Genomic DNA, 24,224 nt, shown 5'->3' with positions numbered 1-24,224 from the left:
CGCCCATGCCTGGCCGGCGCTGAACCGACGCCGTCCTCCGCATGCACGCCGCCCTCGACTTCCCGTCGACCACCGACATCTGCGACCCCCTCACGTTGTGCGTCCGCGGCTGGGTGCACGCGGGGTCCGAGCCCGCGCCCATCGCAATCGAGGCCGTCGCCAACGGCACGCTGAGCCTCGGCCGCACCACTCTTTTATATCCGCGCGCCGACGTCTCGACGGCACTCGGGCTCCCGGTCGACACCCCCACCGGTTTCACGTTGCTCGGCACCGCGACCGCCTTGGTCGCGGAGAAGACGCTCGCCCTTGCCGTCGTGGCGCACTTCGCCGACGGCCGCCGCGAGACCATTCTCACCCGCGAGGTCGCCCTCACCGGCCGCGATTATCGCACCGGCGACTGGGGCATTCTCATCGACCCCGCGTTTCCGCACCTCGTCCGGCAGGAGCACATGTATCACAGCGGTCCTCCGCTGGACGCGCCGAGCGCGGACCTGCTCGCCCTGCTGAACCGATACCTGCCCCGACCCTCCGCCCGCGTTCTGGACATCGGCTGCGGCCGCGGTCCGTATGGCCCGCCGTTGATCGCCGCCGGTTACCAGTGGCTGGGCGTGGAGATTCGCGCCGAGGACTGCGCCACGATGGCTGAACGCGGGCTTCCCCATCGCCAGGTCGATGGGAGCCGCCTGCCGTTCGCCAATGGCGAGTTCGACGCCGCGATCTGCATCGAGGTGCTCGAGCATACGACCGATCCCTGGTCGTTCATCGCCGAGGCTCGACGCGTCACTCGCGGCCGGCTGCTCATCTCCGTGCCCAACCTCGAGCTCGTGCCCTACCTGCGCCCGTACCTCGCCGTGCCGTGGCACCTGCTCGAGAGCGACCACCGCAACTTCTTTTCCCGCGCCAGCCTCCGCGAACTCCTCCGGCCACATTTCCGCACGGTCGAGATCCAGTCGTACGGCGAGACGCCGCTGCGCACGCGTGAAGGCGCGCGGCTCGACTACCACCTGTTTGCCGTTGCCGAGGTCTGAGCCTCCCGCCGGCATCTCTTCGTCCATGGAACACCTCGAACTCGTTGCGCGTTACCTCACCGGACCCGGCGTGGAAATCGGCGCCTTCAAGACGCCCATTCCCGGGATCAAACCGATCTACGTGGACCGGTTCGCCAACTACGCCAACGAGCCAACGCTCGCCGACTACTACGGCGACGCGAGCGAGCTGCCGTTCTTCGACTCTTCGCTCCAATACGTCGCCTCCTCGCACGTGCTCGAGCACTCCGCCAACCCGCTCGGCGCCCTGGCCGAATGGTACCGCGTCCTGGCGCACCTCGGCATCATCTACATGGTGGTCCCGGATCGCCGGAAGACGTTCGATCACCGCCGGCCGCTAACCGCGCCCGCGCACATGCTCGAGGATTATCGCCGCGGCACCACGCAGTCCGACGGCACGCACATCGACGACTTCGTGTACGGACTCGACTGGCGGCTCTTCTCCCCGGCGACGCCGCCGGAGTTGGAGCAAAAGGAACGCGACCAGTACGCCGCCAACTACCGCGGTGCCGTCGCCGCGGGTCACGAGATCAACATCCACTTTCACGTCTTCGAGCCGCCGGTCCTCACGGGGCTCATCGAACTCGGCAACCGTGAGCGCATCTGGGCCGGCCGCATCGAGGTGGTCGAGGTGCAGGAGTCCTTTCCGTCCTCCAACCCGCTCGGGTTCCTCGTCGTCGCGCGCGTCCACAAGCCCCTCACCACCCGGCTCCGCGCCACCTTCACCCGCCGGGGACTGCGCCCCGACGCTCGCAAGCTGAACGCGGCTTAGCCAGAGCGGCTACGCCCGCACCGCGGGCTGCCGCGCCTGCCACGCCGCGAGGCGCAGCGTCTCGAAATACTCCGCCGGCCGCGCGAGCTGTGCGACGTTGAGACGGAACTCGTGCTCCGGACATCCTTCCGCCACGACGAGGCCATCCCAGCGCAACCGGAGTTGAAACGTATCGTCGGGCAGCCGGTTCGCCACGTTCTCCGGTACCGGCACCGGCGTCTGCCGCGCGTCGTCACCCCAGCCGAACGCATTTTCGCGGGCCACGTACTCCGCCAGGCCCTTCTGCTCTTCGAACTGCTCGCGCGTCCCGGGCACCGGGCCCGCGATCTGCAGCGCCGTCTCCGCCTTCAACGGCTGCAGCGCCGCCTCCAACTGGTCCCATTGCTCGATCGTCAGGATGTGTTCCTTCCCCCACTGCGCGAGGTGCGGCATGTAGTAGAGAAACCGCACTTCGTGCGAATCGGCCCCGAGCTCGTGCCGGCAGTAACGGATCAGGTCCACGATTTCGCCGACGTTGTCCTGAAACGCCATCGTGATGAAATGCAGCCGCGGCCGCTCCGGTGTGCCCCGCAGCGCCGCGACCAACCGCTCCACGTTCTGCTTGAACACCTCGTAACGCGCCCCCGCGCGCAGCGCGCCAAACACCTCCGGCTGCCGCGAATCGAACGACACCCGCAGGCTGTGAATTCCCGACCGCGCGAGCCGGCCAAACCAGTCCTCCGGCAGCCGCCGCGACAGGTTCGACGTGAAGCTGATCCGGTTCCGCAGCTCCAGCGGCACGCTCTCGATGAAGTCCACCAGCCGCGGGTGCATCGTCGGTTCGTGGAGGCAGGAGAGCCAGAACTGGCCCGGCGGCACCAGCGGCATCAACTCCGCCGCCTTTCGGAAGGTTTCCTCCGTCATCAGCTTCAATCCGCGGATCCCGGCGTAATCGACCACGCAGAACGGACACCGCAGGTTGCAGTTGTTGACGATGTCACCCGCGACCAGCGCCAGCACCTCGCGGTGCTTCTGCACTGTCGGGCTGCCCCGCAGTTCAAAGCTCGTCCCCTTGATCCGCACCGCGATCTGCGGCGCGTCCCCCGCCCGCATGGGCAGCGGAATCGCGAAGGCATGCTGGCCGTCGCCAATTCCCGCCTGCTTCAGATCGGCGCGAAAGACATCGGCGACGACGGTGCCGGTCCCGCCCGACGAAAGCGTGTACTCGACCTCGACCGGTTCGTTCGGACGCGAGCGGTCGATGGCCCAGCCATAGGCCCGCCACCCGTCATTTCCGTCGAGGACGCCGTCGAATGACATAATTGGGCCGTGAAAATCCCCAGTTCAGGAGGCACTGCAAGAAGTAATTCCCCTTCGGCGGCGCGGCGCACGCCGCGGCGGACCCCGGCGACGGATAAAGCCTTGTCCACCCCTGCCGGCTAATGAAACTCGCTGCTCCGGATGAAGCTCTTCGGCATCGGACTCCTGCTGGTGGTCGCACTCGTCAGCGCGGCCTTGAATCCAGTCACGACGGAGAGCACCGCTTCATACACGCTCGAACTCACCCTGACCGCCTCCGGCCCCGGTGAGGTGGAGGCCTATTTCGATCTCGGCTCCGGCTTCTCCGAGGCCAATGCCCGGCGGCTGCCGCTGCGGCCCGGCGTGGCGGCCGCGGTCTACTCGTTCGCGTTGCCGCCCGGCCGGCTCGTCCGCCTGCGACTTGATCCGACCAACGGCGCCGAGCGCGTCGTTCTCCACCGGGCGCGTTTCGTCACCCCGTCCGGCGAAACCCTGCGTCGTCTCGCGCCGGAGGAACTCACCCCGCTCCAGCAAATCGCCGCGGCGCGTGTCGGGGTCGATGGACTGGAGATCCAGCCGACCACCGCCGCCAACGACGCCCAACTACTCGCCTCGTTCTCGCCGGCCCTCGAGATTCCCACGGCAACGCGCACCCGTATTCCCTATCCGGTGACCGCCGCGCTCGCACTGGTCGCCGCCGTTCTCGCCAGCGCGCACGTCGGCCGCCAGGCTGGCTGGCGGCTCGGCGGACGTCACCTCGCCGAGCGCCTCATCCTCGGCTTCCTCGCCCTCGTGGCGTGGTGGACCGCCGGCGGTTACCTGCTGGGCGCCGCCGGCGTCCTGGCGCGGCCGTGGGCCTGGCTGCTGTGGCTCGGACTGGGCGTGCTCCTCGCTGGCCGGCCTGTCGCCCGCGGCGGTGGCGGCCTGCGAACGCGACGCTGGCAGACGCTGCTCCGGAGCCGTCCTTACCTGACGCTCGCGCTGGCGCTGGTCGGCTTCCTCACGCTCACCAACGTCGTCCTGCTCTTCGGCCCCAGCCCAAACAGCTTCGACGCGATGCTCTACCACCTGACCCGCGTCGGCTATTACCTGCAGCAGGGCAGCCTCGCGGCTTACGGCGGCAACCACTTCTCCCAGGACCAACTCGGCCAGGGTTCCGCCGTCCTGCTCAGCGGCTTGTACGCCCTCGGCGGCCGCAGCGACGTAGTCGCCGGGTGGCCGCAGTTTCTGTCGTGGTTCGTTCTCGGCGCCGCCGTGTACGCGGTCGCGCGGACGTACCGGCTGCGTCCTTCCGGCGCCGCCTTCGCCGGATTCACGGCCATGCTCCTCAGCATCGCGTGGCTGGAGGCGGTGACCGCCCAGAACGATCTGCTGATCGCCGCGGAACTCGCCGCCGCGTTCTTCCTGCTGCGTCGCTACCGCGACGAACGGCGCATCCTCTGGCTCGCGCTCGCCGGGCTGGCGCTCGGGCTCGCCATCGGCACCAAGGCGAGCGCGCTGACGCTCCTGCCCGCCCTCGCCCTCGCGGTCGGACCTTCCCTCTGGCGCGTGCGGGTCGCCGCCGTCACCGGGCTCACCGCGCTGGTGTTCATCCTGCCCGCCGGCTACGTCGGCAACGTCCGCCGCCACGGTCACCCGCTCGGGGCCGAGGCGCTCACGTTGCACGTCGGCGCAGAGCACACGATCGCCTCGCGGCTCGCGGTCGGGGGACGCAACGCCCTGCGTTTCGCCCTCGATTTCTGCACGCTCGATCTGGCCCCTCCCACCGAGCGCCTTGCCGCGCGGCTCGCCAACGCCAAGGGGCGCGTTGCGTCCGCGCTGGCCCGGCACGGCGTCGACCTCGTCGGCACCGACAACTCGCGCATGGGCTTCATGTCCCCGCGCCTCATCCGCCCCGACGAAAACCTCTCCTATTTCGGCCCATTCGGCCTCCTCCTCCTCGCCGGCTTCCTCGTCTCCTGCGGCGCGCGGAACCTGCGGTGGCTTGCCGTCGGCGGTATCGTCTTTCTGGCGACGCAGTGCCTGGCCGGCCCGTACGATCTCACGCGTGGCCGCCAATTCCTGTACGGCGCGGTGCTGTTCCTGCCGGGACTCGCCTGGTGGGCCAGTCGCTGGCGGCGCGGCGGCCGGCTCGCCGCCACGGGATTCGTCGCGCTCGCCTGCGTCCACGTCGCCCCGGCCGCGCTGCTGCGCAACAACGCGTTCTTCCTGCCGCACGCGGGCCGCCCTGCCTTCTGGGGGCAGGACCGCGTGCAGCAGATGACCGGCCTCCACCCCAGCTATCCCGCCCAACGCGCCTTCGCCGAGCGCGTCCCGCTCCACGCCCGCGTCGGCGTCGCGCTCTCCGGCTACGAGTACCCGCTGTTCGGTCCGCGCCACGCGCGCACCTTGGTCCCTCTGCTCAACCAGCCTGCCGGCACACCCCTGCCCGCCGATCTCGACTGGCTCGTGTTCACGCCCGGTCCGCCGCCCCGCGAAGTACGGGCGACTGACATCGACCTCGGCGCCGGCTGGTTCCTGCGTCGCCTGCTCCCGGCCGGCGAAACGCGGCGCTGACACCCGCCCCCGCGTCCCCCAACGTTATCTTTTTCATGAAGTTCCTCTCGGCCGCCTCCCTGCTCGTCGCTGCCTTCGTCGCCCTCCTCTTCGCCGTGCCGTTCAGCCCCGCGGCCAAGGAGACGCCCGACGCCTTCGCCATCGAGGTCCAGCTGCGTTCCACGTCCGCGGGACGCGTCCAGATCTATCCCGACGCCGGGACGGGTTTCACCGAAGCGAGTTCGCTCATCCAGGCGCTCACGCCGGGAGCTGGTTTCACCACCTACCGCTTTCCTATCCCGCCCGGCCGTTACCGTCAGTTTCGTTTCGACCCGGTCGACGGCGACACCGCGGTCACGCTCAAGTCGCTGCGGGTCGTCCGCGTCGATGGCCGCGTGGTGCGTGACGTCGCGCTGAACGCGCTCCAGCCCGCCTACGCCATCCGCGAGCTTCGCCCGACCGCCGATGGCCTCGAGATCTTCCCCGCGCCCAACGCCAACGACCCCCAGCTCACGGTCGCCTTCGATCCCCCGCTCCAACTCGAACCTTCGCGCCTCGCCTTGGTCGTCGGCGGCTGGCGTCCGGCCGTCGCCTGCTTCGCCGTTCTCCTGTTGTTGTTGGTCGCCCTCGATCGCCTCCCGCGCGTCCGTGACGCCCTCGCGAGCCGCGCCCGTCGGCTCGCCGCCCGGCCCGTCCTCGCGCTCAGCCTCGTCGCCGCCCTCGCGGTCGCCGCGAGCAGCTACCCGGTCGTGTTCCTCGGCAAGAGCTACGTCTCGCCCAACATGGGCACGGTCCTCCTGTACGAGGAGTTTCCGACGTTGCCGGGTTACCGCGACGCGACCGCCGGCGAGGTGAAGGGATCGGACCTCGGCGCGATCATGTGGCAGCACATCCCGCTTTCGATGGTCGAGGCGCGCGCGCTGCGCCAGGGCGAGGTGCCGCTCTGGAACCGCTACAACACCGGCGGCACTCCCCTGCTTGGCCAGGGCCAGTCGATGTTTGGCGATCCACTGCACCTGCTCGTCCTCGCCACCAATGGCCGCTCCTGGGCGTGGGACCTCAAGTTCCTGCTCGCGAAGTGGATCTTCGCCAGCGGCCTCGGCCTGATCGTGTTCACCCTGGTGCGCACGAACGGGACGAGGACCGGCTCCGCCGGCGCGCCGCCGGCCACCGAAGCCGGGGATCATTTCAGCACCTCCCTGCTGCCTGCGCTCGTCGTCGCTGCGGCCGCGCCTTTCGTCGGCTTCTTCCTCTACCGCTTCAACCACCCGGCGTTCTTCAGTCTCTGTTACGCGCCCTGGCCGCTCTATTGCTGGTTGCGCGTCACCGCCGCCCGCCGCGTGCGCGGGGCCGCCGGTTGGACCGCCGGGCTCGTCGTCGCCAATCTCGCGCTGATGAACAGCGGCACGGCCAAAGAGGCCTACATGCTGCTGCTGGCGATGAATCTCGCGGGCGCCGCCGTCCTGCTGGCCGACGCCGCTCCCTGGCGCCAGCGCCTGCTCAAGCTCGCCGGCACCGCGTGGGCGGGCCTGCTCTTCGTCCTCCTCACCGCGCCGATCTGGGGCACGTTCCTGCACGAACTGGCCAACGCCTACACCTCGTACAACTCCGCCGCCGCCTACCAGATCCAGCCTTCGATCATCCTCGGGCTGTTCGACGAGGCCTTCTACCGGCCGATCGCGCCCAACAACCAGACCTTCAGCCCGTCGCTCAATTTCCTGCTCCTGTTGGGCTTTCTCTATTTTCTCGCGACGCTCCGCGCCCACTTCGGCGCCCGGCGCGTGATGGCCATCGCGGCCGTCTCGCTGCTCCCGCTCGCCCTTGCCTTCGGCCTGGTTCCGCCGGCGTGGATCATGGGGCTGCCGTTCCTCGCGAACATCGCCCACATCGACAACACGTTCTCCTGCGTGCTCATCGTCCTCTGGTCGGTCCTCGCGGGCGTGGGCTTCGCCGCCGCCATGCGCCGGCTCCCGACGCGCGAGGGCCGCGGCGATCTGCTCATCGCCGGCCTCCTGCTCGGCGCGATCGTCTTCGCCTGGATCGCGTTTCGCCAGGCGGTGCACCGCCCGATGTACGGGACCGCCTTCACGGTGAACGATCTCGGCCGCCCGCTGGCCGTCGCTCCGTTCCTCTGGGGCTATCTCGCGTCGCTGCTCCTCGCCGTCGTCGTGTTCGCCGCCGGCGTGCGGCACGCCAGCGTCACGCGCCGGCTCACTCCCGCGCTCACGCTCCTCCTCGCCGCCAGCGCCGGCGCCCTTGTCTGGCGCCACGCGCTGCACGCGCCGGCCGCTGGTTTCGAGAGCTTCGTCCTCCGCCCCACCACCCGCGTCGACTTCCACGCCAAATCGGAGGCCGTCCAGCTCATGCAGGCCGCCGTCGCCCGTGAACCCGCCCGCGCCTACGGCATCCGCGGCGTGTTCTTTCCGGGCTGGAACGATGTCTACGGCCTCGAGACGATCCACGGGCCCGACGCCCTCATGAACCCGTGGTATCGCGAACTCACCGGCCTCCTCGGCGGCGCCCAGCGGCTCTGGGACTGGCGCATCTACCTCGAGCCGCCCAACGTCCCGGCCGCCCGCCCGTTCTTCGACGCGCTCAACGTCCGCTTCTACCTCGACCGCCACAGCGACCAGGGGCTGATGGGCCGCGCGCTCAAGCTGACGAAGATCGCCGATCTCGACGTGTACGAGAGCCCCACGGTGTGGCCGCGCGCGTTCTTCACCGACCGCGTCGCGCCCTACGATCGCGCCGAGGAGTTTGCCGAGAAGATCCGCACCGGCGACGGCCGGCCGTTCGCCGCCATGGCCCGCAAGGACCTCGCGGCCACCCCCACGCTCGCCGCGCTCTGGGGCGACTGGGCAGGCCGCCGCGTCGTGCCGGCCACGCATTACCGACTCACCGAGAACACCACGGCCTTCGACGTGCACGCGCCCGGCCCCGGCGCCGTCGTGCTCCTCGAGACGTTCTGGGCGGGTGACTTCCGCGTCTTCGTCAATGGCCGCAAACAGCCCATCCTCCGGCTGAACCACGCCTTCAAGGGCGTCGCCCTGCCCGCCGGCGGCGACTACCGCATCGAGTTCCGCTGCGTGCCGCGCCACTGGTACCGCAACGTCGCCTTCTCGATCGTCGGCGCCGTGCTGTTCCTGGCCTCCCTCGCCGCCGCCTGGCGCTGGCCGGCCGGAAATGGCTCCGCCCGCCGCGACGCCGCGACGGCCTGAGCCCCGCCGGCTTCGCGCCCCCCCTGCGCCTCTTCGCCCGATGAGCAAACACCTGGGACAAAACCTCTGCACGCTGGCGGCCATTGTCGGCGCGCTGTGGCTGTTCCACTGGACCGTCGGTGCCGCCGGCGGGCTCTACCCGGCTTCGCCGCAGCCGGCCGACAACGATTACTACAACCTGCTCGTCCGGGGCTTCGTGAAGGGGCAGTTGCACATGGACGTCCCCGTGCCGGAGGCGCTGAAGGCGCTGCCGGATCCCTACGACCCAACGCAGAACTACCGGGTGCGGATGACCGACGTCTCGTATTTTAGCGACCGATACTACCTCTATTTTGGCGCCGCCCCCGCGGTCACCCTGCTCCTGCCCTACCGGCTCCTGACCGGCGAGTTCCTGCCCACGCCGCGCGCGATCCTGATCTTCACCAGCCTCGGATTTCTCGCCTCGGTCAGTGTCTGGCTCGCGCTGCGTCGGCGGTATTTTCCGGATACGCCCGGCTGGACCGCTCCGCTCGGCGTCCTGGTCCTCGCCGTCGGCAGCACGGTCGCGGTCCTCTTGCGGCGGCCGTATTTCTGGGAACTCGCCACCGCCGGTGGCTATGCGTTCGCGATGCTCGCGCTGCTGGCGCTCTACGGCGCGCTCCACTCTCCCCGCCGCCAGGCGCTCGGGATGGCGGCCGCCGGCCTGCTGCTCGGCTTGGCCGTCGCCTCCCGGCCCACGTATGTGTACGCGGTCCCGATCCTCGCGCTGCCGCTGCTGGCCCACGCGCAGTTGCACGGCCGCGACCGCCGTTGGTGGTCCATGCTGTTGGCCGGCGCCGCCGGGATCGGTGTCATGGGCATCGCGGTATTCACCTACAACCTTGCCCGGTTCGGCAGCGGCTTCGACTTCGGGCACGATTACCTGCTGAGCATGGCCTACGAGTCGAAGGTGCGGCTCTTCGGCCTCGACTACTTCCTCTTCAACGCCCGGATGTACTTTCTCCTGCCCGGGGAGTGGACCTGGCAGCCGCCTTTCTTCGCCCCGGTGCCGGTGCTGCGATCGGAGATGCCGCGGGAGTTCTACACCGTCGACGACCCGTTCGGGCTGCTGACGATCTTTCCGGCGGCCCTGCTCGCGCTTGCGGCGCCGTTCGCGCTCGCGCGCCGGTCCCACGAGGAACGCGTCCGCCTGCGCACCGTGCTCCTCGCTTTCCTGCTGCTCACCGTTTCGGCCGCGATCGTGATCCTGCTCTACGTGGCCACGATCCCGCGCTACGCGGTCGATTTCTTTCCGGCGCTCGCCCTGCTCAGCGCAACCGGCCTCCTCGTGGTGGCGCGTGATCGCTCGCCGGGCTGGACGCCGCGGCTCAAGCGCACTGGCCTTCTCCTCCTCACGGCCGCCTCGATCGCCGTCGGCACCGTCGCGCTGTTCGATCTTGGACGCACGTTGCGCCGGACCAACCCGGAGCTCGTCCAACACGTCACCCGAATCACCAGCCCGCTCGAGGTGCTGCGCGATCGCGCCCGCGGACTCCACTATGGGTCCGTCGAGCTGGAACTTCGGCGCGGGTCGAACCCGGCCGAGGTTGAAACGCTCCTGGTGGCCGGGGACCCGGCGCGCCCTGATCGCGTGCTCCTCGACTGGCACACGCGCGGACGACTTCGACTCGGATTCCAGCACGCGGCCACGCCGGTCCAGTGGAGCGAGCGCCTTGCGGTCGACGACGGTGTGGCGCGCCTGCGCGTCGAACTCGGCTCGTTTTATCCGCCGGCCGAACATGGCTTCTTCAACGGCGTCGAGGTCCACAAGGCCGCCTGGCTGCAGCACCGCGTTGAGCTCCAGCTCAACGGCCAGGTCGCGCTGCGCACCTTTGCCCCGCTCGACCCGGCCCGCCGGGGCGCGCCAACGCACGCCGAATCCAGTTTCTCCGGCCAGGTGCTCGCGTTCCGCCGGCTCAGCGCGGATCTGCCCCAGCGCGAGATCGATACGCCGGCCAACCTCGTGCTCCAGATGCCAGCGATCGGCCTCGACGCGTCCAAGGTGCTTCCGCTCCTGAGTTCCGGTCCCGACAACGCGGCCGACGTGCTGCTCCTGGAAACCGTCCAGCCCGGCCAAGCGCGACTCGGCTATCGCGCGGCCGACGGCACGCGCTCGTGGAGCGATGCCTTCGCCTTCGATACCGACGCTCCCCATCGGCTGGAGATCCGCCAGACGGAGACCGGCTGGGCCCAGCCAGTTGCCGGGTCCCGGCTCCTCGCCCTCTGGTGCGACGATCGCCTGGCTTGGCATGCATCGGTGCCCGCCGTCGCTTCGACCCACGCGCAGGTCGTCGTCGGGGAAAACCGCAGCGGCGACGCCAGCATTGCCGCGACGTTCCCCGGCTTGCGCGCCGTCGCCGACGCCGCGATGACCGGGCGCCGCGGCGGAACGCTCGTCCTGCGCATGATGCTGCCCAAGGGCGTGAAGGGCGCCTGGCGACCGATTCTGAGCACCGGCCACGCCGGCGCCGCGGACATCCTCTCCGTATACTACGTGGGCACGTCCGCGCTCCAGTTTCGCTTCGATCACTGGGGCGCGCCGCTCCGCTCCGGCGAGATGATCGAGGTCGACGAGAATATCGGCCACGACCTCGAGATTCACCTGCCCAGCTTCGCCCCGGATCGCTTCGGCCAACCCGCCGAGGGCGAGCTGTGGATCCGGCTGGATGGACGCGAGGTTCTCCGCGCCAAAGTCGCCACGTACGGCTTCACCCCCGACGAACTCGTGCTCGGCGAAAATCGCGTGCGCGCCGCGCTCGACGACCCGCTCTTCCGCGGTGCCTTCATCAAGGCCGACTGGGTCCAGTGACGCGGCAATCGGTGCCCGCGCGAGGCCCGGCCAAGGACGCCGAGAGCACGAGGGCTGCAATTATTATTGCCCATGTACCAACCACTAACGCGATAATATCCAGATACTCAGGAATCGCGTAGGAATAATGTCCAGATACTCCCCCGCTACTTTTCCCTTGGTCTCCCGTCGTTTCGGCCCTCCTCCCTCTTCATTTTCCCGCTCCCCTTTGGCCCTCCTTTCGCTCTCACTCTCACGTCCGCGTTCGTTCCGGCGGCCGCCAATAACCGATAACGAATAACTCAGTTTTCGCGTCAGCGAAAACTGCCTCCTGCTCTCCCTTTGAACCCTCCGTTTCCGCCCATCCATAACGGCGTCCTGTCCGTCATCGTCCCCGCCTTCAACGAAGCCGCGACCGCACGCGAAGCGCTCGCCGCGATCGTGGCGAAGGAAATCCCGGGCTGGCGGCTCGAGATCATCATCATTGAAAGCAATTCGACCGACGGCACCCGGGACATCGTGCTCAGCTACCAGTCCCACCCGCGGGTCCGGGTCATCCTCGAGGATCGTCCCCAGGGCAAGGGCCACGCCGTCCGTGCCGGCCTCGCCGCCGCCACCGGCGACGTGATCCTGATCCAGGACGCCGACCTCGAGTACGATCTCGCCGATTACGACACGCTGCTCGCCCCCATCGCCGCCGGCCGGCAGGAGTTTGTCCTGGGTTCGCGCCACGGCGAGGGGGGCTGGGCGATCCGCAAGTTCTCCGACCAGCCCGTGCAGGCGCTGCTCCTGAACACCGCCCATTGGGGCTTCACCTTCCTGATCAATGTCTCCTGCTGGGTCCGGCTGCGCGATCCGTTCACCATGTACAAGGTGTTCCGCCGCTCGTGCATCCAGGGCCTGACGTTCGAGTGCAACCGCTTCGATTTCGACTGGGAGCTCCTGATCAAGCTGATCCGCAAGGGGCACCGGCCGATCGAGATTCCGATCAGCTACAAGTCGCGCTCGTTCAAGGAGGGGAAGAAGATCTCCATGTTCCGCGACCCGATCACCTGGATTGTCGCCTGGGCGAAATCCCGCTTCGGCCCACTGTGACTCGGCGGCGCGCGGGCCACTCGCCCACGCTCGCTCCGCCGGCGCACCTCGGCGCAGCTGCCCGCCGGTAGTCCGCATCAGACGGTACGAATTACCCTGCGTTGAGAGGGCCGGATGAGCTGCGAGATTCGGCGGCACTGGCGCGCTTCCAGGCCTCGCCAGCACCTCTTTTCATGCACAAGCCGGCTGGCAGTTTACGCACGTTCTCCGTTCAGGACTTTGGCGCGGCCCCCAATCAGCCGACGCCCGTCACGGGCGCCATCCAGCGCGCGATCGACGCGGCCGCCGTCGCCGGGGGCGTGGTGACCTTCGCGCCGGGCGTGTACCTGACCGGCTCGCTGTTCCTCAAATCCGACGTCGAGCTGCGCGTCGACCAGGGCGTGGAACTGCGCGCGGTGCAGGACGAGGCCGCCTTCCCCGACATCTGGACCCGCGTCGCCGGCATCGAGATGACCTGGCCGGCCGCGCTCATCAACATCTGCGATCAGAAACGCGTTCGCATCACCGGCGGCGGCACGATCAACGGCCGCGGTGAGTTCTGGTGGGACAAGTTTTGGGGCCCCGACGAAAAGGGCGGCATGCTCCGCGATTACGAGGCGCGCAATCTCCGCTGGGCCGTCGACTACGACTGCAAGCGTCCGCGTCTGATGCTGGTGTACCGCTCGTCCGATGTCACCCTGCACAATCTGGTCCTGAAGCGTTCCGGCTTCTGGACCGTGCACGTCTGCTTCTCCGACCACGTCACCGTCGACGGCATCGTCATCCGCGAGAACCTCGGGCCGAGCTCCGACGGTATCGATATCGACTCGTCCTGCGACATCCTCGTCCAGAACTGCGACGTCGACTGCAACGACGACGCCCTGTGCCTCAAGTCCGGTCGCGATGCCGACGGGCTGCGCGTCGGCCGACCGACCGAGCGGGTCGTGATCCGCGACTGCGTCGTCCGCACCGGCCACGGTCTCTTCACGATCGGCAGCGAGACGTCCGGTGGCATGCGCGACGTTGAGGTGTACAACCTGAAGGCGTTCGGCACGTGGCTGGGATTCAGCTTCAAGTCCGCCCGCACCCGCGGCGGCCTGGTCGAGCGGATTTCGATCCACGACATCGAGATGGTCGGCGTGCCGCGGCCATTCCGGTTCACGCTGAACTGGATGCCGACCTACAGCTATCCGACGTTGCCGGCCGACTTCACCGGCGAGATCCCGGCACACTGGAAGCGGATGCTCGAGCCGGTGCTGCCGCCGGAGCGCGGTCTGCCGGAGTTCCGCAACATCAGTTTCGAGCGCATCGTGTCGCGGGCCGCCGCCCCCGGCGAATTCGACCGCGTCCTATCCTCCTCCGTCGCCATGCACACGCCCGATCCCCTCGCCTCACTGGCACTCGACATCGAGGCGTATCCGGAAAAGCCGATGCGCGACATCCGCTGGAACGACGTCCGGATCGAGGCCGAGAGCGCCGGCACCGTCCGCTACGCCGCCGGCTGGAAAATGGCCGGTGTCCAGATCGTCACCCCCCAGCCCAGCCAGCTCGAACTGATCGACTGCGTCGACTTCGTCGCCCCGCAGCTGAGAAAAGGCTGAAGGGCTAAAGGACTGAAGGGCTGAAACCGGATGCGGCCAGATGTCAGATGTCGGATATCAGACGTCAGCCCGACTGGTGCGGTCTTCTCTGCCGGACATCTCCTCCGACATCTGACTTCCGTCTGACATCTGACGTCTGACATCCGACAGGCCTCCGGCTTCAGCTTTCAGCCTTCCGCCTTCAGCCTCTTCTTCCCTGCCTCGACGATCTGGCGGACGGTCTCCTCGAGCGACTGGGTGATGTCCCACGTTGGGTAGTGCGCCCGCATTTTGCGCAGGTCGCTGTAGTAGCAGATGTGGTCCCCGGCGCGCGCCTGCTCGACGTACGTGTACACCTGCTTCTTGCCGGAGAATTTCTCGGCGAGCTTGAAGGCCTCGAGCACGGAGCAGGAGTTCCCCTTGCCTCCCCCCAGGTTGTACACCTCGCCGGCGCGCGGCGCGGCGACGAAAGCCGCCATGAAGCGGGCGACGTCGAGCGAGTGGATGTTGTCGCGCACCTGCTTCCCCTTGTAGCCGAAGAGCCGATACTCGCGGCCCTCGAGGTTGCACTTCACCAGGTAGCTCAGAAAGCCGTGCAGCTCGACGCCCGAGTGATTGGGCCCGGTGAGGCAGCCGCCGCGCAGCGCGCAGGTCGGCAGGTTGAAGTAGCGGCCGTATTCCTGGACCATCACGTCGGCCGCAACCTTGGACGCGCCGAAGAGCGAATGCTTCGACTGGTCGATCGTGAACGTCTCCGCGATGCCGTGCTCGTACGCCGGGTCGGCGTAGTCCCAGCGGGTTTCGAGTTCGCGCAGCAAAATCCGGTTGGGCGCGTCGCCGTAGACCTTGTTCGTGCTCATATGCACGAAGGGAGACTCGGGGCACGCCTGGCGCGCCGCCTCGAGCAGGTTCAACGTGCCGCCCGCATTGGTGTCGAAATCATCAAAGGGAATCGCCGCCGCCCGGTCGTGGCTGGGCTGCGCCGCGGTGTGCACGATGGCATGGGGCTTCACCTCGCGTACCAGCGCGAGCACGCCCGCGCGATCGCGGATATCCAACTCGTGATGCACGAACCCCGGCAGCTCCCGCGCCAGCCGTTGCTGGTTCCAGCGCGTGTCCCCCTGCGGGCCGAAAAACACCGCCCGCTGATTGTTGTCCACGCCGTGGACGGTGTAGCCGAGTTCGCGCGCGAAATACGCGCACACTTCGGAGCCAATGAGCCCGGACGAACCGGTGACGAGGAGAGTCTTGGTCACGATGGAAGAGCGTTGGAAGCCCGCCAGCCTGAGCCCCGGCCAGCGATTTCGCTAGCCGGAAAACTTCGGCGGCTCCCCGGCATCTCGCCTCAGACCGCGGGCGACCGCAGCTTCGGCAGCAACGCGTGCTGCACGTAGGCCATGTTCACAATCGCCAGCAGCATGAACGCCGGCATCAGGTTTCGAATCTCAGAAAGCCAGCTGAACATCAGCGACGACACCACCAGGGCGATGATGGTGAGGGTGGTCGTGAGCTGGAACTCACGGTCGAGGTACTTCCACCCCAGGATCGCCCCCGGCACCAACGCGAGGGAGATGGCAAAGTACATCAGGATCCATTCCCGATACCACCCGAGGTTCTCTGTGATGTGTTTCAACTCCACCCCGCTGATCGCGGAATACTCGAGATTCCCCTGCAACACGGCGCGGCGGATGCCCCACAGGATCGCGAGCGCCACCACCCCGTAAACGCCAGCCAGCAAGGCCGCCCGCCCACGGCTCCGGCCGTGGAAGAGACGACACGCCGCCAGCACGATCACCGACTCCTTAGCGAACAGTCCGACAAACAGCAGCGGGCCGAAGCCGGCCTCGTAACGGCGCACCAGGCACAGGACGCCGGCAATCATCACGAAGTGCGACATCGGGTCCACGAACTGACCAGCGTACTTCAGGATCGTGATCGGATAAATCGCGACGGCGAGCGCCACAGCGCCGGCCGCCAGCAAGTCGACGACATAGGTGCGCGCGAGGCGATAGAGCGCGGTGAAGAGCAGCGCATTGAAGAGGAGCCGGTATCCGATTCGCGAAACGGCAAAGTCATTGGTCAGCCAGGTGAAGAACTGGACGAACGCGTCAGGCAAGAAGCGATAGGAGTGCGGCAGCGCGCCCGGGCTGAGATCAAGAATCGGACCGTGCATGAAGACCTGCCAAGTCGTGTTGTCCGGGAACTGTCCAAAGTAGTGGCCGCGATCCGTGACCCAGTAATGGATGACCTCGCAGATCGCCGTGGCGCAGAGGGCGACATACCAGGCACCGAGTTTGCCCCGACCCTCGAATTTCTCCCCGGCGAGGGCGAGCCAGGCCGCTAGTGGCGTTAGCCCGATCAATGCGCCTTCAATCGCAATCCGGACCCACTCCGGCAGCGGCAGCGGAGTAATGAACGCATTGCGCCATGCCACCGGCGCAATGAACACGCCGAGAAAAATGGCGCCCAGAACATACCACAGGATGAAATGACGTTTGCTCATCGGGGTTGGAAGCCGCCGAAACAACGGGCCACGGCCCAAAGTGACAACCGCAATTTACCGCGCTCCGGTAGGATAGATGGACAATCGGCAACCTATGAGACGTAGTAACGCGCAACGACGGCATAGACTGTCACGGCGCCACACAAAACCGTAAGAATCGCCGCACCTGCCGCGATGACGCCGCTTGGCACACCAACCCACCGGATTGGTGGCGCGCAGAAGACGAGGAACGGAGCCATGGGCAGGAAATACCGTCCGCCCACCCCCTCGATCGGACCCGTCGAGCCCGGCGCATTCCACAACGAGTACTGGGCCAGGAATACCAGCAACAAGCTCCCGACCACCGCCACGGCAAACAGTCCACGATGCGACCAGCTCACGTGGTCGTCCCGAGAACTCTCCGCGAGGAGGCACAACACGAAACCAATCCCAAACGCCCGATAGAACCATTCCGGCATGTCCGTGTCACCCCAGCCCAGCAGGCCCACGAAAGACCGGTACAATGGAACGCCCTCGACGTGGAGCGTGTGGCCAACGAGCGCGAGAAAGCCCAGCGGATCGCCAACGACGTGCCGCGCCTGGGCGACCGGATCAATCGGGATGTCGGACCGCCCCACCACCCAGGCGGCGGAGACAAACTGCGACCAGACCAGAACCGGCAGCACAGCCACCAACAACGTGGTGATGCCGAAAATGACGCGCCGCCGCGGCGTCGATATCCGCGTCAAACGCAGCAGCAGCGCGGCGAGCCCAAGCGGCAGATAGACATTCTTCAGGATTGCCACCAGCGCCACGGCCAAGCCGAACCCGACGAGTTCGCCCATCCGCTCCGGAGCCTCGGCCGGCCGGGCGAGGGCGGCGACGGCCAGCGCCACGAGCAGAAACGCGAGACAATTGAGCAGTGAATCGGGCGCCGCGGTTGCCGACCCGAGATACAAGCTCATCGGCACCATGAGCAGGAGCAGACACGACCAAGTGCGGACGGGAAGCCGGCGCAGCGCCAGCCACCCCACGAGGAGGTACGCCCCCAGTACCGCCAGCCGACACAGATAGAGCAGCAGGAGCGGGCCGGCGGACACCACCTTCCCCAGTCCCAACGCGACGATCTGAGGAGCATACGTCACCGGCGAATAGACGACAGTATGAGGGAAGTGGGCGTAGCCTCTCGGCGCATGCGTCCAATCCACTTCGGCCGGCGCGAGCTTCTTCTGGATGATCGCCACCGACATCTTCTTCTCGGGATGAAACGCGATACCCTCGGTATCCGCCACCGCCATGATGGGCAAAGGCAGGTCACCGCCACTCTGCTGCCCACGACGCACCCCAACCAACTTGCCTTCGCTCAACTGAAACGCGCGAAAGAAGTGGTCGGGTTCATCCGGCGCCTGGAAGGGCGGATTCAGGAAGAGGTTCATCAACCCGAAGACCAGCCCGACGGCGAGAAACACCCGCTCTGGCCGGAGCCAGGCGAGTCGAGTCGGGGTGTTGGATGCCGGCGCCGAACGCGTCATGGAGCGCAAAACGTGGTCGCACGATCAGCCGCGATCAAACCCATTTACCTGAGCCAGACCAAGTCCCGCGAATCAGTTCATCGCACCCAGCCACGCGCACTCCGGATACCCGTCACCTGGATCGATCGAACAACGCCAAGCCAGCTCAGTCCGCGGCAGCAGCAATATCGCGTGTCGCAGACGCCAGAATGCCTGCCCCAGGCGGCACCGGAGGCCGCGCCGGTTTTCAGCCCCACTCATGACTCAATCGATTTTGAGCCAAGGGATTGACGTATCTCCGCAACCGGGTGGGCTCACAGCCTCGTCGATCATGGCAAAACAATCCTACGTCGATTTTGTGGCCGATCTGAAGAGCCGTCTGGGCGAAGACGAAGCAATGCGTCGGGCCGTCGGCGGCGATTTCTTCGCCGTTGGCGCACTACAGCGCCAGTTGCTTGAGTCCCTCGGCCTTCGCGACGGCCAGTGCGTCGTCGATGTGGGCTGTGGCAGCGGACGCCTCGCCTGCCAGCTTGCCGCCTACGAACACCTCCGATTCATGGGCTTCGACGTCGTCCCCGACCTGATCTCCTATGCCAAACGGCTCTGTCACCGCGACGATTGGGAGTTCGATGTGACCGATGGCGCCCGTATTCGGGTCGCCGATGGCACGGCTGATTTCGTCTGCTTCTTCTCCGTCTTCACCCACCTCCTGCAGGAGGACTGTTACCGTTATCTTCAGGAGGCGATGCGCGTGCTCCGCCCCGGTGGCCGAATCGTGCTGTCGTTCCTCGAGTTTCGCCTGATCGCGCACTGGCCGATGTTCAACGCCCGCAGCGGCCATCTGAACCAGTTCATTGAGCGCGACACGCTGCTTGCGTGGGCCCGGCAACTCGGCCTCGTCGTCGAGAGCATCCACGGCGGCGATCAGCCGCACATCCCGCTCCACGAGGACGTCACTTGGGAAGACGGCCGTGTCATGCGCGGCAAGGGCCACTTGGGACAGTCGGTGGCGGTGTTGCGGGTGCCATCACCGCCGGTTGCCACCGCGGTCCAAGAAGACACTGCGCCCAGCCAGCCGCACGCACCCGAGCCACTGCCCTCCCCGATCATCCGAATCGCTGCCGCGCGGGCCTATGTCGGCGTCGGCGCAGCCAACCTCCGGCTGTCGATTATGGTCCGCCAAAACTGCGACCTCTGGGTTCGAGCCTCCACTCGGATACTACAGCAGCAGGGCTATGGACATCTCCTGGCGGCACCGAGCCTGCTCTTTTTCGACGCCACGGGCAGCGCCATCGCCGCCAACGCGGGCTGGCAAACGCTGCCCCAGACCACCCAGGGAATGCTGCGCGAACTTCTCCCTGCCGCGGGCTCTGAAGCCCAGGGACTCGACGGCACCGACGCGGGGCTCTGGCTGCAGCTCGCCGACGGCGAATACTCCATCGCCGTCGCCGATCGACAGGGCAAGGAGGGCCTGATCGACCTTGAGGTTTTCCAAGCCCTGCCAAGCCGGCTGCGCTAGCGGCCAGCCGGACCAAGTCCGACTGGCTACTCGGCGAGCCGCCTCACGCGTTCCCAGCCGCGGGCTGCTGCCGTTCCACCTGGAGCGGCACGTTCTTGAGGCGGATACCGGCGAGCTTCTGGGCGATGTACGCCGCCTGCTCCTCGGCCACATCGACCAACGTGTGCCGGTCATGAATGTCCATCGCGCCGACCACCTCGCCGGGCAGCCGGCACACGCCCGCAATCTTGCCCACGATGTCTGCCGGCGTGACCAGATGCTCGCCCCCGACATTGAGTCGCAAGGTCGCCATCCCGGCCTCGCGTCCCGTGCGCGCAGGCCGCTCGTACTTGTGCTTCTTGCCTCGCGCGGCCGACGCCTCGGCGGCGGATGCGGAGGTAGACGGCGCAGGCCGCGCTGATTCGGCCGCTGCAGGCGCACCAGGAGCACTCTCGTCGCGACGCGTCAGTTTGGCCGGCGGCGTCGATGCCTTGCGCGATTCCACCCACCGCGGTGCCGGGGCACTCGCCGGCTTTTCCACCGCCTGGCCGGTGCGGCCTTCCCCACTCGGCCCGCCGCTGCCGCCCGTCTCGCCGACCTGCAACAGGTGAATCACCGCCGAGCAGATGTCCGTGCTCGCAAATCCCTGGTCCAGCAGCCGGTCGACCAAGGCGTCGTGCGGCCGGTAATTTCGCTCCTCGAGCGTCCGCCGGATCGTCTCGTACAGGACATTGCTGCGCGCCTCCGCGACTTCATCCAGCGACGGAATGCTCCCGCGCCGGATCGTCAGCCGCGCAAAGCGGATCATCCCCTGCAGGCGGTAGATCTCCTGCCCCGACACGAACGTAAACGCCTTGCCCGTCCGCCCCGCGCGGCCCGTGCGGCCGATCCGGTGTGTGTAGTCCTCAGCGTCATTCGGCAGGTCAAAGTTGAACACGACCTCGAGGTCGTCGACGTCCAGGCCGCGCGCCGCCACGTCGGTCGCCACGAGAAACTCGAATTTCCGCTCCCGGAACTTTGCCATCACCCGATCGCGCTGCGCCTGCGTGATATCGCCGTGCAGCCGGTCCACCGCATACCCGCGCGCATGCAACTGCTCGTCGAGGTCGTCCACCATCACCTTCGTGCTGCAGAAAATGATCCCGTACCGGAAGTCGTGCACATCGATGAGCCGGGTCAGCGCCTCGATCTTCGAGCGACGATCCACTTCGAAATAGAACTGCTCCACCGCCGGTGCATTCTGCGCCACCGCCTCGATCTTCACCCACGCCGGATCCCGGCTGTAGCGCTTGATCAGTTCCTGGATGGCCCGCGGCATCGTCGCCGAGAAAAACAACAACTGCCGCTCCGGCGGCGTCGCGCTCAGGATCTTCTCGATGTCCTCGCGAAAACCCATGTCCAGCATCCGGTCCGCCTCGTCGAGCACCACCACCCGCAACTGATCCAGCGGCAGCGTCCCGCGCTCCATGTGGTCCATCACCCGGCCCGGCGTCCCGATCACGATCTGCACGCCCGCCGCCAGCGCCCGGAATTGCCGCTCGTAGCTCTGCCCGCCGTAGATCGGCACCTCGCGGATCGCCGGTTTGAACGCCGCCAGACGTCCGGTCTCCTCGGCGACCTGCACCGCCAGTTCGCGCGTGGGACACAGCACCAGCACCTGCACCACGCGCTTCCGCGCCTCGATCCGCTCGATCGCGGGCAGCATGAACGCGGCGGTTTTTCCCGAACCGGTCGACGATTGCCCCACCACGTCCCGCCCCGTCAACGCCACCGGAATCACCGCTGTCTGGATGGGCGAAGCCTCTTCAAACCCCATCTTCTCGGTCGCTTTGAGCGACTCGGCCGACAACCCCAGTTCCGCAAACGGCTTCTTGTCCATGTGCCCAACGTGGCGTCACGTTGGGCAATCTGCCAGCCGCATATCTCCCCCAAAATCTTTCTCGTTCTCGACTCCGTCACTCGACGCCGTCGCGTAACAAGTGGCAGAGCGGCTCAAGCGGATAGCGCCGACCCGACACAAGCGAACAACACGCCCCCAGCCCCGCCTCCTCGGCCCCGACACCGCCCCTCTTAGCATTTGCCCTTCATGTTACGGCAGCACCTCCGGCCAGGCGGCAGTCAAATAGCGCTATCTAACTAGCGCATATTATCTTACAATACACGGCTCGATCGCCTGCTCCTTCTTCAGTTTTCGCGGACGCGAAAACTGCGAAGACCATCCGACGTCGGTAGCTGCGCGATCCCAGCCCAGACCCGTCACCTTGCCCCCGCTCCTGCGTATGGCTGTCTCACCCATGTCTCCCCTCCGCCTCTTTGTCTTGGCCGCGGTCGCCTGCGCCGCCGCCACGCTCTCCCCTGCCCAGCCTGTCATGGAAAAGCTCGGACGCGGCGTCGTCGCGATCCACCAGCCCGACGGCAAGGTCTTCGTCAGCTGGCGGCTCCTTGCTACCGATCCGGACAGCGTCGCCTTCAACCTCTATCGCAAGTCCGAGCCTCTCCCGCGTCCGCCCGGCTTTCCGCCTCCGCGCAGTACGCCCCCGGGCGCCACGCCGCCAGCCAGTGGCAACGGTCGCCGTCCTGGCCCCGGCGGGTTCGGCCCCCGCGCGGCGGAGTCCGGCCAGCCGGTGAAATTGAATGCCGCTCCTCTCACCGGCCCGACTTGCTTTCTCGACGAGGCGCCGAACCTCGCCACGAGCACCTCGTACTTCGTGCGCGCCGTGGTCGATGGCCAGGAGCAGGAGCCCAGCGCCGCGTTCACCTTCCCCGCCGCCCCCGCGCCGCTGCCCTACCTCGCCATCCCGCTGCAGACGCCGGAGGGCTACACGCCGGGCGATGGCTCCGCCGGCGATCTCGACGGCGACGGTGAATACGAGCTCGTCATCAAGCAGGAGCGCCAGCCGCGCGACAACTCCCAGGGCGGCGCCACCGGCGAAACCCTGCTCCAGGCGTACAAGCTCAACGGCCGCCACCTCTGGACCATCAACCTCGGCCGCAACATCCGCGGGGGTGCCCACTACACGCAGTTCATGGTGTACGACCTCGACGGCGACGGCCGCGCCGAGGTCGTCTGCAAGACCGCCGACGGCACGATCGACGGCACGGGCAAGGTCATCGGCGACGCCAACGCCAACTGGGTCCAGCCCGAGGGCGCGTCGTTCAAGGTAATGCACCCACCGCGCGACGGCAACGGCCCCGCCGTGGAGCGCACGGTCAACCCCGCCGGCCACATTCTCAGCGGCCCCGAATACCTGACCGTCTTCTCCGGCGCCACCGGCGCCGCCCTTGCCACCACCGACTACATTCCCGGTCGCATCGACGGCCCGACGACACTCGACCCGCAGGGCCTCGCCACGCGCTGGGGCGATGCCAGCGGCAACCGCTCCGACCGCTACCTCGCCGCCGTCGCCTACCTCGACGGCGTTCACCCGAGTGTCGTGATGTGCCGCGGTTACTACACGCGCAGCACGCTCGTCGCCTGGGACTGGCGCGACGGCAAGCTCACCCGCCGCTGGTTCTTCGACAGCGATGCCTATGGCCCGGCCGACCGCACCAATCCCTACCGCGGCCAGGGCAACCACAACCTCACGGTCGCCGACGTCGATGCCGACGGCCGCGACGAGATCGTCTACGGCGCCATGGTCATCGATGACGACGGCAAGCCGCTCTACTCCACCGGCTGGGGCCACGGCGACGCCATGCACGTCTCCGATCTCGTGCCCGACAATCCCGGCCTCGAGGTTTTCACGATCCAGGAGCGCTTCGACAAACAGGGCATGGCCATGCGCGACGCCCGCACCGGTCGCCCGATCTTCACCATCGCGTCGATCCACGCCGCCGAGAGCGGTGGTGACGCCGGCGAAGGTCCCGGCCGCGGCGTCGCCTTCAACATCGATCCCCGCTATCCCGGCGCCGAGTCCTGGGCCCGCGGCGCCGCCGTGGAACAGGTTGGCATGCTCGACGCCCACGGCCGCAAAATTTCCGATCGCACGCCGCGCTCCTGCAACTTCGCGATCTACTGGGACGGCGACTTTCTCCAAGAGCTGCTCGACCGCAACACGATCACCAAATGGCACCCCGAGTCCGGCACGGAATCGACCTTGCTGATCGCGCAGGGTGCCTCCTCCAACAACGGCACCAAGGCCACCCCGACGCTCTGCGCCGACCTGTTCGGCGACTGGCGCGAGGAACTCGTCCTCCGCAGCAACGACGGCAAGGAACTGCGAATCTACACGACGACGATCCCCACGCCCCATCGGCTGTGCACGCTCATGCACGACCGGCAGTACCGCCTCGCGGTCGCGTGGCAGAACGTCGCCTACAACCAGCCGCCCCACCCGAGCTTCTATCTCGACGAGGCCGCGCCGCTGCCGCCCAAGCCCGTGATCCGCGTCGCCGAACCGCGCTGATCCGCCGCCTCGCCCTCC

Annotated in this window: 14 protein-coding genes; 9 read left to right on the top strand and 5 right to left on the bottom strand. The window is 67.5% G+C overall.

Annotated elements, in window-relative coordinates; translation table 11 throughout:
• The first annotated feature begins 41 nt into the window (after positions 1-41).
• A complete protein-coding gene (locus DB354_RS22050; RefSeq protein ID WP_146180270.1) occupies positions 42-1,028 on the top strand; it encodes a class I SAM-dependent methyltransferase in 987 nt (328 codons plus the stop codon).
• A 25-nt stretch (positions 1,029-1,053) separates the two neighbouring features.
• Positions 1,054-1,818 (top strand): methyltransferase domain-containing protein, encoded by a 765-nt coding sequence (locus tag DB354_RS14770; RefSeq protein ID WP_107836400.1) that lies wholly within the window; start codon positions 1,054-1,056, stop codon positions 1,816-1,818.
• A 9-nt stretch (positions 1,819-1,827) separates the two neighbouring features.
• Here the strand turns inward: DB354_RS14770 and DB354_RS14765 are convergent, their stop codons facing one another.
• Positions 1,828-3,117, bottom strand: coding sequence for a radical SAM protein (locus DB354_RS14765; RefSeq protein WP_107836399.1), 1,290 nt, complete (start codon positions 3,115-3,117; stop codon positions 1,828-1,830).
• Positions 3,118-3,258: 141 nt separating this feature from the next.
• On the opposite strand from DB354_RS14765, the gene DB354_RS14760 reads away from it, so the two are divergent.
• From DB354_RS14760 to DB354_RS14740, 5 genes are all read left to right on the top strand, one after another.
• Positions 3,259-5,652 carry a glycosyltransferase family 39 protein gene (locus tag DB354_RS14760; RefSeq protein WP_107836398.1) on the top strand — a complete coding sequence of 798 codons (2,394 nt, stop codon included), beginning with the start codon at positions 3,259-3,261 and terminating at the stop codon, positions 5,650-5,652.
• 35 nt (positions 5,653-5,687) lie between these two features.
• A complete protein-coding gene (locus tag DB354_RS14755) occupies positions 5,688-8,849 on the top strand; it encodes a hypothetical protein (protein WP_107836397.1) in 3,162 nt (1,053 codons plus the stop codon).
• 40 nt (positions 8,850-8,889) lie between these two features.
• Entirely contained in the window at positions 8,890-11,676 is a 2,787-nt protein-coding gene (locus DB354_RS14750) for a hypothetical protein (protein ID WP_107836396.1), read from the top strand.
• A 321-nt stretch (positions 11,677-11,997) separates the two neighbouring features.
• On the top strand, positions 11,998-12,750 hold the full coding sequence (locus DB354_RS14745) for a glycosyltransferase family 2 protein (protein ID WP_199226858.1): 753 nt from the start codon (positions 11,998-12,000) through the stop codon (positions 12,748-12,750).
• A gap of 173 nt (positions 12,751-12,923) precedes the next feature.
• The gene (locus tag DB354_RS14740; RefSeq protein WP_107836395.1) at positions 12,924-14,330 is read left to right on the top strand and encodes a glycoside hydrolase family 28 protein; all 1,407 of its coding nucleotides are present in this window, start codon (positions 12,924-12,926) and stop codon (positions 14,328-14,330) included.
• Between the two features lie 167 nt (positions 14,331-14,497).
• Here DB354_RS14740 and DB354_RS14735 read toward each other — a convergent pair whose 3' ends face one another.
• The 3 genes from DB354_RS14735 to DB354_RS14725 form a co-directional block, all read right to left on the bottom strand.
• Positions 14,498-15,565: an NAD-dependent epimerase/dehydratase family protein gene (locus tag DB354_RS14735; protein WP_107836394.1), complete on the bottom strand. Its 1,068-nt coding sequence runs from the start codon at positions 15,563-15,565 to the stop codon at positions 14,498-14,500.
• Positions 15,566-15,654: 89 nt separating this feature from the next.
• On the bottom strand, positions 15,655-16,812 hold the full coding sequence (locus DB354_RS14730) for a hypothetical protein (protein ID WP_107836393.1): 1,158 nt from the start codon (positions 16,810-16,812) through the stop codon (positions 15,655-15,657).
• 92 nt (positions 16,813-16,904) lie between these two features.
• On the bottom strand, positions 16,905-18,323 hold the full coding sequence (locus DB354_RS14725; RefSeq protein WP_107836392.1) for a DUF2142 domain-containing protein: 1,419 nt from the start codon (positions 18,321-18,323) through the stop codon (positions 16,905-16,907).
• Between the two features lie 238 nt (positions 18,324-18,561).
• Between DB354_RS14725 and DB354_RS14720 the strand changes: the two genes are divergently transcribed.
• Complete coding sequence (locus DB354_RS14720; RefSeq protein ID WP_199226857.1) at positions 18,562-19,821, top strand: class I SAM-dependent methyltransferase; 1,260 nt, start codon at positions 18,562-18,564, stop codon at positions 19,819-19,821.
• 43 nt (positions 19,822-19,864) lie between these two features.
• On the opposite strand, the gene DB354_RS14715 is transcribed toward DB354_RS14720, so the two are convergent.
• A complete protein-coding gene (locus tag DB354_RS14715) occupies positions 19,865-21,679 on the bottom strand; it encodes a DEAD/DEAH box helicase (protein WP_107836390.1) in 1,815 nt (604 codons plus the stop codon).
• Positions 21,680-22,094: 415 nt separating this feature from the next.
• Here DB354_RS14715 and DB354_RS14710 point away from each other — a divergent pair, with 415 nt between their 5' ends.
• Complete coding sequence (locus tag DB354_RS14710) at positions 22,095-24,206, top strand: rhamnogalacturonan lyase (protein ID WP_107836389.1); 2,112 nt, start codon at positions 22,095-22,097, stop codon at positions 24,204-24,206.
• The last annotated feature ends 18 nt before the right edge of the window (positions 24,207-24,224 follow it).

It is taken from the genome of Opitutus sp. ER46 (genome assembly GCF_003054705.1).
In the GTDB taxonomy this organism is placed as follows: Bacteria; Verrucomicrobiota; Verrucomicrobiia; order Opitutales; family Opitutaceae; genus ER46.
This window is presented reverse-complemented; position numbering and strand designations above follow the sequence as displayed.

Coding starts and splice junctions, on each gene's coding strand:
- DB354_RS22050 (WP_146180270.1), top strand. CDS start 42: ATGCACGCCGCCCTCGACTTCCCGTCGACCACCGACATCTGCGACCCC.
- DB354_RS14770 (WP_107836400.1), top strand. CDS start 1,054: ATGGAACACCTCGAACTCGTTGCGCGTTACCTCACCGGACCCGGCGTG.
- DB354_RS14765 (WP_107836399.1), bottom strand. CDS start 3,117: ATGTCATTCGACGGCGTCCTCGACGGAAATGACGGGTGGCGGGCCTAT.
- DB354_RS14760 (WP_107836398.1), top strand. CDS start 3,259: ATGAAGCTCTTCGGCATCGGACTCCTGCTGGTGGTCGCACTCGTCAGC.
- DB354_RS14755 (WP_107836397.1), top strand. CDS start 5,688: ATGAAGTTCCTCTCGGCCGCCTCCCTGCTCGTCGCTGCCTTCGTCGCC.
- DB354_RS14750 (WP_107836396.1), top strand. CDS start 8,890: ATGAGCAAACACCTGGGACAAAACCTCTGCACGCTGGCGGCCATTGTC.
- DB354_RS14740 (WP_107836395.1), top strand. CDS start 12,924: ATGCACAAGCCGGCTGGCAGTTTACGCACGTTCTCCGTTCAGGACTTT.
- DB354_RS14730 (WP_107836393.1), bottom strand. CDS start 16,812: ATGAGCAAACGTCATTTCATCCTGTGGTATGTTCTGGGCGCCATTTTT.
- DB354_RS14725 (WP_107836392.1), bottom strand. CDS start 18,323: ATGACGCGTTCGGCGCCGGCATCCAACACCCCGACTCGACTCGCCTGG.
- DB354_RS14720 (WP_199226857.1), top strand. CDS start 18,562: ATGACTCAATCGATTTTGAGCCAAGGGATTGACGTATCTCCGCAACCG.
- DB354_RS14715 (WP_107836390.1), bottom strand. CDS start 21,679: ATGGACAAGAAGCCGTTTGCGGAACTGGGGTTGTCGGCCGAGTCGCTC.
- DB354_RS14710 (WP_107836389.1), top strand. CDS start 22,095: ATGTCTCCCCTCCGCCTCTTTGTCTTGGCCGCGGTCGCCTGCGCCGCC.